This is a genomic window from Mycolicibacterium vinylchloridicum, assembly GCF_013404075.1.
GTDB lineage: Bacteria > Actinomycetota > Actinomycetes > Mycobacteriales > Mycobacteriaceae > Mycobacterium > Mycobacterium vinylchloridicum.
The window spans coordinates 86,475-92,744 of the sequence record NZ_JACBJQ010000024.1 but is presented as its reverse complement, the minus strand read 5'-3'; the positions used below and the strand labels follow the sequence as shown (position 1 = coordinate 92,744).

The 6,270-nt window shown below is 70.1% G+C and carries 6 protein-coding genes and 1 pseudogene; 3 read left to right on the top strand and 4 right to left on the bottom strand.

Going from position 1 to position 6,270, the window contains the following annotated elements; all coding sequences use genetic code 11:
• Positions 1-642: pseudogene (locus tag HPC46_RS20375) on the top strand (transglycosylase family protein); the annotation flags it as partial.
• A 5-nt stretch (positions 643-647) separates the two neighbouring features.
• Here HPC46_RS20375 and HPC46_RS20370 read toward each other — a convergent pair.
• From HPC46_RS20370 to HPC46_RS20355, 4 genes are read right to left on the bottom strand one after another with little or no spacing between them, the layout of a single operon-like run.
• Complete coding sequence (locus HPC46_RS20370) at positions 648-1,073, bottom strand: molybdenum cofactor biosynthesis protein MoaE (protein ID WP_179473215.1); 426 nt, start codon at positions 1,071-1,073, stop codon at positions 648-650.
• Entirely contained in the window at positions 1,070-1,552 is a 483-nt protein-coding gene (locus HPC46_RS20365; protein WP_179473213.1) for a MogA/MoaB family molybdenum cofactor biosynthesis protein, read from the bottom strand. The genes HPC46_RS20370 and HPC46_RS20365 overlap by 4 nt, the downstream gene beginning before the upstream one ends.
• Positions 1,549-2,037 carry a cyclic pyranopterin monophosphate synthase MoaC gene (gene moaC / locus HPC46_RS20360; RefSeq protein ID WP_325096715.1) on the bottom strand — a complete coding sequence of 163 codons (489 nt, stop codon included), beginning with the start codon at positions 2,035-2,037 and terminating at the stop codon, positions 1,549-1,551. The genes HPC46_RS20365 and moaC overlap by 4 nt, the downstream gene beginning before the upstream one ends.
• A 3-nt stretch (positions 2,038-2,040) precedes the next feature.
• Positions 2,041-2,223 carry a hypothetical protein gene (locus tag HPC46_RS20355; protein WP_179473211.1) on the bottom strand — a complete coding sequence of 61 codons (183 nt, stop codon included), beginning with the start codon at positions 2,221-2,223 and terminating at the stop codon, positions 2,041-2,043.
• A 65-nt stretch (positions 2,224-2,288) separates the two neighbouring features.
• On the opposite strand from HPC46_RS20355, the gene HPC46_RS20350 reads away from it, so the two are divergent.
• Both HPC46_RS20350 and HPC46_RS20345 read left to right on the top strand, forming a co-directional pair.
• Positions 2,289-4,550 carry a helicase-associated domain-containing protein gene (locus tag HPC46_RS20350; RefSeq protein WP_179473209.1) on the top strand — a complete coding sequence of 754 codons (2,262 nt, stop codon included), beginning with the start codon at positions 2,289-2,291 and terminating at the stop codon, positions 4,548-4,550.
• Positions 4,551-4,559: 9 nt separating this feature from the next.
• Entirely contained in the window at positions 4,560-6,209 is a 1,650-nt protein-coding gene (locus HPC46_RS20345; RefSeq protein ID WP_179473206.1) for a DNA repair helicase XPB, read from the top strand.
• Positions 6,210-6,270 lie beyond the last annotated feature (61 nt).

Here is a 6,270-nt window from a genome sequence, read left to right as displayed (position 1 = left end):
TCAGATGGGGATAAGAGACAGGCCCCGGCCGACCTCCCGCCGGCCCCGCAACCCGAGGTCGTCGCGGTCGCTCAGGAGATCGCCCCGCCGGCCGCGGAGCCCGTCGTCGACGCCGCTCTGCAGCTGCCCGCCCCCGAGGCGCCCGCAGTCCCCGACGAGCAGACCATCACCGTCCAGGCGTCGTCCATCCATTTCGTGCCCCAGGCCCCGGCCGACCCCGCGGTTCCGCCGACGCTGCCTCCGGCTCCGGCTCCGGCACCGGTTGACCCGGCCGCCGCGCCCGCCCCGGGCACCGACGTGGTGGCCGCCAGCCCGGCAGGTCAGCTGCCGGACGGCATCCCGCACCTGATGAGCCCGGAGAACCTGCCGCCGGGAACCAGTGACCAGCCGGAGGGTCCGCAGGACGGCCCGAACTTGACCTACCTCAAGGAGCTGTGGCACGCAGTCCAGACCCAGCAGGTCAGTCGGGGCGATGCGCTACTGGCGCTGACCCAGCGCCCGCTGAACACTCCGGTGGCCAACGACCCGAGCATGGGTACGCCCCCGGGCGACCCGAACGCTCCGCTCCCGGCTCCGGGTGCTCCTGCTCCCGCCCCCGCACCGGTCGTACTGGCACCGGACGCTCCCGCGCCGGCCCAGTAAGCGGCTCAGGCCGAATTCACCCACTCGTCGGTTCCGTCGGCGAAGAACTGGTGCTTCCATACCGGTAGCCGCGCTTTGACGGTGTCGACGAGCAACTCGCACGCTCTGAACGCCGCCCCGCGGTGGTCGGCCGCCACGGCGGCAACCAGGGCCGCGTCGCCTATGTGAAGCGTGCCGACCCGGTGGCTGGCGGCGATCGCCCGCACGCCGGTGGACCGTGCGGCCACCTCGGCGAGCACCTCGAAGAGCGTCTGTTCGGCGTGCGGGTGCGCCGAGTACTCCAACCGCACCACGTCCCGGCCGCCGTCGTGGTTGCGCACCATCCCGGAGAAACCGACCACCGCGCCGGCGGCATCGCTGGCGACGAGCTGCTCGTGCTCGGTCAGCGAGATGGGCCCGTCGGTGAGTGCGGCCCGCAGGATGCGTGTCATGAGCGGTGGTCTCCTCCGGACAGTTGGTCCAGCGCATGGTCGAGAACGTCGGCGAGCACTGAAAGCCCGTCGCGTACCCCGCCGGTCGACCCGGGCAGGTTGACCACCAGCGTGCGCCGGGCGACCCCGGATACGCCACGCGAGAGCACTGACGTCGGCACCTTCGGCAGGCCGGAGCGGCGGATGGCATCGGCCAGCCCGGGAATCTGGTAGTCGAGAACCCGCAGCGTCTGTTCGGGAGTGGCGTCGGTCGGCGAGATCCCGGTCCCGCCGGAGGTGATCACGACGTCGGTTTCGGCGTCGATCGCCGCGCGCAGAGCGTCGCCGACGGCGCTGCCGTCGACCACCACGATAGGGTCGCCGACGTCGAACCCGCGCTCGGCGAGCCAGGCGACGATGATCGGGCCGGTGCGGTCTTCGTAGACGCCGGTTGCGGCCCGGGTGGACGCGATCACGACCCGCGCCGACCGGCTGCTCACGTCTCGCGCACCCACAGGCCGGTCTTGCCGCCTTCCTTGCGCAGCACCCGGATGTCATCGATGTGCGCGGCGGGGTCGACAGCCTTGATCATGTCGTACAAGGTCAGGGCGGCGACGCTGACGGCGGTGAGCGCCTCCATCTCGACGCCGGTGCGATCGGTGGTGCGCACCGAGGCGGTCACATCGACCTGGTCCTCGGAGATCGCGAAGTCGATGTCCACCCCGGTCAGTGCGAGGTGATGGCACAGCGGGATCAGGTCACTCGTGCGCTTGGCCGCCAGGATGCCGGCCACCCGTGCGGTCGCCAGAGCGTCGCCCTTGGGCAGGCCGCCGGAGGCGACGAGGGCGACCACCTCTGCGGTGGTGTGGACAGTGCCCGCTGCCACCGCGGTGCGGGTGGTGGCGGCCTTTTCGGTGACGTCGACCATGCGCGCCGCACCGTGCTCGTCAAGGTGCGAGAGGCGGGGCTGCGGTCCGCTGGTCACCGGTTACTTGTTGACGACGGTGACCGGATGCAGATACGGCAGCTCGGCGGCGTCCACCGGGAACGTGATGTCGCCGAACGGGGACAGCGCGCCCACGCGGTCGGCGGCCAACTCGCTCACGGCGTGGTCGTCGGGATCGGTGGTCGGCCAGCCGTTGTCGACGTACCTTGTCTTGTTCTCAGCCACGGCAACATTCTGACATTCCTCCGGCCGGCTTGTGCACACAGGCGGCTGTTTTACGCTGGTCAACAATGACTGACGTGTCCGTCCCAGGTGTGCCGCTGGGCGCCTGGCTGGCCGATCTGCCCGACGACGGGCTGATCCGCCTCTTGGAACTACGGCCGGACCTCGCTCAACCCGCACCCGGCAGCATCGCGGCGCTGGCCGCGCGGGCAGTGGCCCGGCAGTCGGTCAAGGCTGCCACCGACGAACTGGACTTCCTGCACCTCGCCGTCCTCGACGGGCTACTGGTGCTGCATGCCGATACCGCCGCCGTGCCGGTGGCCAAGCTCCTGTCGCTCATCGGCGAGCGCGCCGACGAGCAGTCGGTGCTGACCGCGCTGGACGATCTGCGCGAGCGGGCCCTTGTGTGGGGCGACGACGCCGCGGTGCGGGTGTCGGCCGAGGCCGCCGCCGGGCTGCCCTGGTATCCCGGCCAAGCCATCCTCGAAGACTCATCGAAGTCCGGGGCCGAGATCTCTGCGGCCATCGACGCGCTCGAGGAAGCCCAGACCGAACTGCTCGAGCGGCTGCTGACGGGCTCGCCGGTGGGCCGCACCCGCGACGCCGCTCCCGGTGCGCCCGCCGACCGGCCGGTGCCGCGGCTGCTTGCAGCCGGACTTCTGCGCCAGCTCGACGAAGAGACGGTGATCCTGCCACGTCACGTCGGCCAGGTGCTACGCGGCGAGGAGCCGGGCCCGGTCCAACTGAGCGCGCCGGACCCGACGACCAGCACGACCACCGTCGCCGACGTCGACGCCGCGGCGGCCGGCGCCCTGCTGGATCTGATCCGCGAGACCGAGCTGGTGATCGAAACCCTTTCCGCCGCACCCGTCCCCGAGCTGCGCAGCGGCGGGCTGGGGGTGCGTGAGGCCAAGCGGCTGACCAAGCTCACCGGCATCGACGAACAACGCCTCGGCCTGGTACTCGAGATCAGTTCGGCGGCCGGACTTATCGCCAGCGGCACACCCGATCCGGAACCGGTAGACGGCTCCGGCCCCTACTGGACGCCGACGGTGGCGGCCGACCGGTTCCTGGAGACGCCCACCGCTGCGCGCTGGCACCTGCTTGCCACCACCTGGTTGGATCTTCCGTCCCGGCCCGGCCTCATCGGCAGCCGTGGCCCTGACGGCAAACCCTATGCGGCACTGTCTGATTCGCTGTACTCCACGGCAGCTCCACTGGACCGGCGTTTGCTGCTGGACCTGCTGGCCGACCTCCCGCCCGGTTCGGGTGTGGATGCGCTGCATGCCTCGCAGGCACTGATCTGGCGCCGGCCGCGGTGGTCGGCGCGGCTGCAACCCGAACCCGTCGCGCATCTGCTCGACGAGGCGCACACCCTCGGTCTGGTCGGCCGCGGGGCGCTGAGCACACCGGCCCGGGTGCTGCTGGCCGATGACGAGAACGCCGCCGTCGATGCGATGGACAAGGTTCTGCCCGCACCGATCGACCACTTCCTGGTGCAGGCGGACCTGACAGTGGTGGTGCCCGGGCCGCTGCAACGCGATCTGGCCGACCAACTCGCGGCGGTGGCCGCGGTGGAATCGGCGGGCGCCGCGACGGTGTACCGGGTCAGCGAGGCGTCGATCCGACACGCACTGGACACCGGCCGTAACGCGGGCGCGCTGCACACATTCTTCGAGCGGCATTCGAAAACACCTGTCCCCCAAGGGTTAACCTATCTGATCAACGACGTGGCCCGCCGGCACGGGCAGCTGCGCGTCGGCATGGCGTCGTCGTTCCTGCGGTGCGAGGACCCGACGCTGCTCGCCCACGCGGTGGCAGCCCCGGCCCTCGAGCACCTCGAGGTGCGGCTGCTGGCCCCGACGGTCGCGGTGTCCCAGGCGCCGATCGGCGAGCTGCTCGCCGCGTTGCGGGCGGCAGGCTTCGCACCGGCCGCCGAGGACTCCTCGGGCGCGATCGTCGACCTGCGCCAGCGCGGCGCCCGAGTGTCGATACCTACGCACCGCCGCCTGTTGCGCGCACTGCCCAAACCGAGCCCGGAGACCCTGGCGTCGGTGGTGGCCATGCTGCGCAGACTTGATTCCGCCAACCCGTTCGCCAACGTGCGCCTGGACCCTGCGGTGTCGATGGCGCTGCTGCAGCAGGCCGCGATGGAACACAAGGACGTGCTGATCGGTTATGTGGACGCGGCCGGTGTGGCCACCCAGCGGGTGGTGCGCCCGCTCACGGTCAGCGGCGGGCAGCTGCTGGCCTGGGATCCCACCCAGGGCCGCCCGCGCGAGTTCGCGGTGCACCGCGTGACGTCGGTGATGTCGGCCGACGCTGGATAATGGACGGTTATGACTGAAGGCCCGTTGATCGTGCAGTCCGACAAGACCGTGCTGCTCGAGGTCGATCATGAGCTGGCCGGGGCCGCCCGGGCGGCGATCGCCCCGTTCGCGGAGCTGGAGCGCGCGCCAGAGCACATCCATACCTATCGCATCACTCCCCTGGCGTTGTGGAACGCCCGTGCCGCCGGCCATGACGCCGAGCAGGTGGTCGATGCGCTCGTCAGCTTCTCGCGCTACGCCGTGCCACAGCCGCTGCTCGTCGACATCGTCGACACGATGGCCCGCTACGGCCGCCTGCAGCTGGTCAAACACCCGGCCCATGGCCTGACGCTGGTCAGCCTCGACCGGGCGGTGCTCGAAGAGGTGCTGCGCAACAAGAAGATCACCCCGATGCTGGGCGCACGCCTCGACGACGACACCGTCATCGTTCATCCCAGCGAGCGCGGCCGGGTCAAGCAGATGTTGTTGAAGATCGGCTGGCCCGCCGAGGACCTCGCGGGCTACGTCGACGGCGAAGCCCACCCGATCGAGCTGGCGCAGGACGGTTGGGAACTCCGCGACTACCAGCAGATGGCGGCCGACTCGTTCTGGGACGGCGGCTCGGGTGTGGTGGTGCTGCCGTGTGGGGCGGGCAAGACGCTGGTGGGCGCGGCCGCGATGGCCAAGGCCGGGGCGACGACGCTGATCCTGGTCACCAACACCGTCGCGGGCCGGCAGTGGAAGCGCGAGCTGATCGCGCGGACATCGCTGACCGAGGAGGAGATCGGCGAGTATTCCGGTGAGCGCAAGGAGATTCGGCCGGTCACCATCGCCACCTATCAGGTCATCACCCGGCGCACCAAGGGCGAGTACCGGCATCTGGAGCTGTTCGACAGCCGCGACTGGGGCTTGATCATCTACGACGAGGTGCACCTGCTGCCGGCACCAGTGTTCCGGATGACGGCCGACCTCCAGTCGCGCCGGCGGCTCGGACTCACCGCGACGCTCATCCGGGAGGACGGCCGCGAGGGCGACGTCTTCAGCCTCATCGGGCCCAAGCGTTACGACGCACCGTGGAAGGACATCGAGGCGCAGGGCTGGATCGCGCCTGCGGAGTGCATCGAGGTCCGCGTCACGATGACCGACAACGAGCGGATGCTCTACGCAGTCGCCGAACCCGAAGAGCGTTACCGGCTCTGCTCGACCGCACACTCGAAGATCGCGGTGGTCAAGTCGATTCTGGCCAAACATCCCGGCGAGCCGACGCTGGTGATCGGCGCTTATCTCGACCAGCTCGACGAGCTCGGCGCCGAACTGGACGCGCCGGTGATTCAGGGCTCGACCAAGAACGCCGAGCGCGAGGCGCTGTTCGACGCGTTCCGCAACGGCGAGGTCAAGACGCTCGTCGTCTCCAAGGTGGCGAACTTCTCCATCGACCTGCCGGAAGCCTCAGTGGCCGTTCAGGTTTCGGGAACGTTCGGCTCGCGCCAGGAAGAGGCGCAACGGCTGGGCCGGCTGCTGCGCCCCAAGCACGACGGCGGCGGTGCGGTGTTCTACTCGGTGGTCTCCCGCGACAGTCTGGACGCCGAGTACGCCGCGCACCGGCAGCGCTTCCTGGCCGAACAGGGCTACGGCTACATCATCACCGACGCCGACGACCTGCTCGGCCCTGCGATCTGATCCTGACGCCGTCAAAGATTGCCGCTGCGCGCCAACAGCAAAAGTTCATCTCTCGATTAGA

Coding starts and splice junctions, on each gene's coding strand:
- HPC46_RS20370 (WP_179473215.1), bottom strand. CDS start 1,073: ATGACACGCATCCTGCGGGCCGCACTCACCGACGGGCCCATCTCGCTG.
- HPC46_RS20350 (WP_179473209.1), top strand. CDS start 2,289: ATGACTGACGTGTCCGTCCCAGGTGTGCCGCTGGGCGCCTGGCTGGCC.
- HPC46_RS20345 (WP_179473206.1), top strand. CDS start 4,560: ATGACTGAAGGCCCGTTGATCGTGCAGTCCGACAAGACCGTGCTGCTC.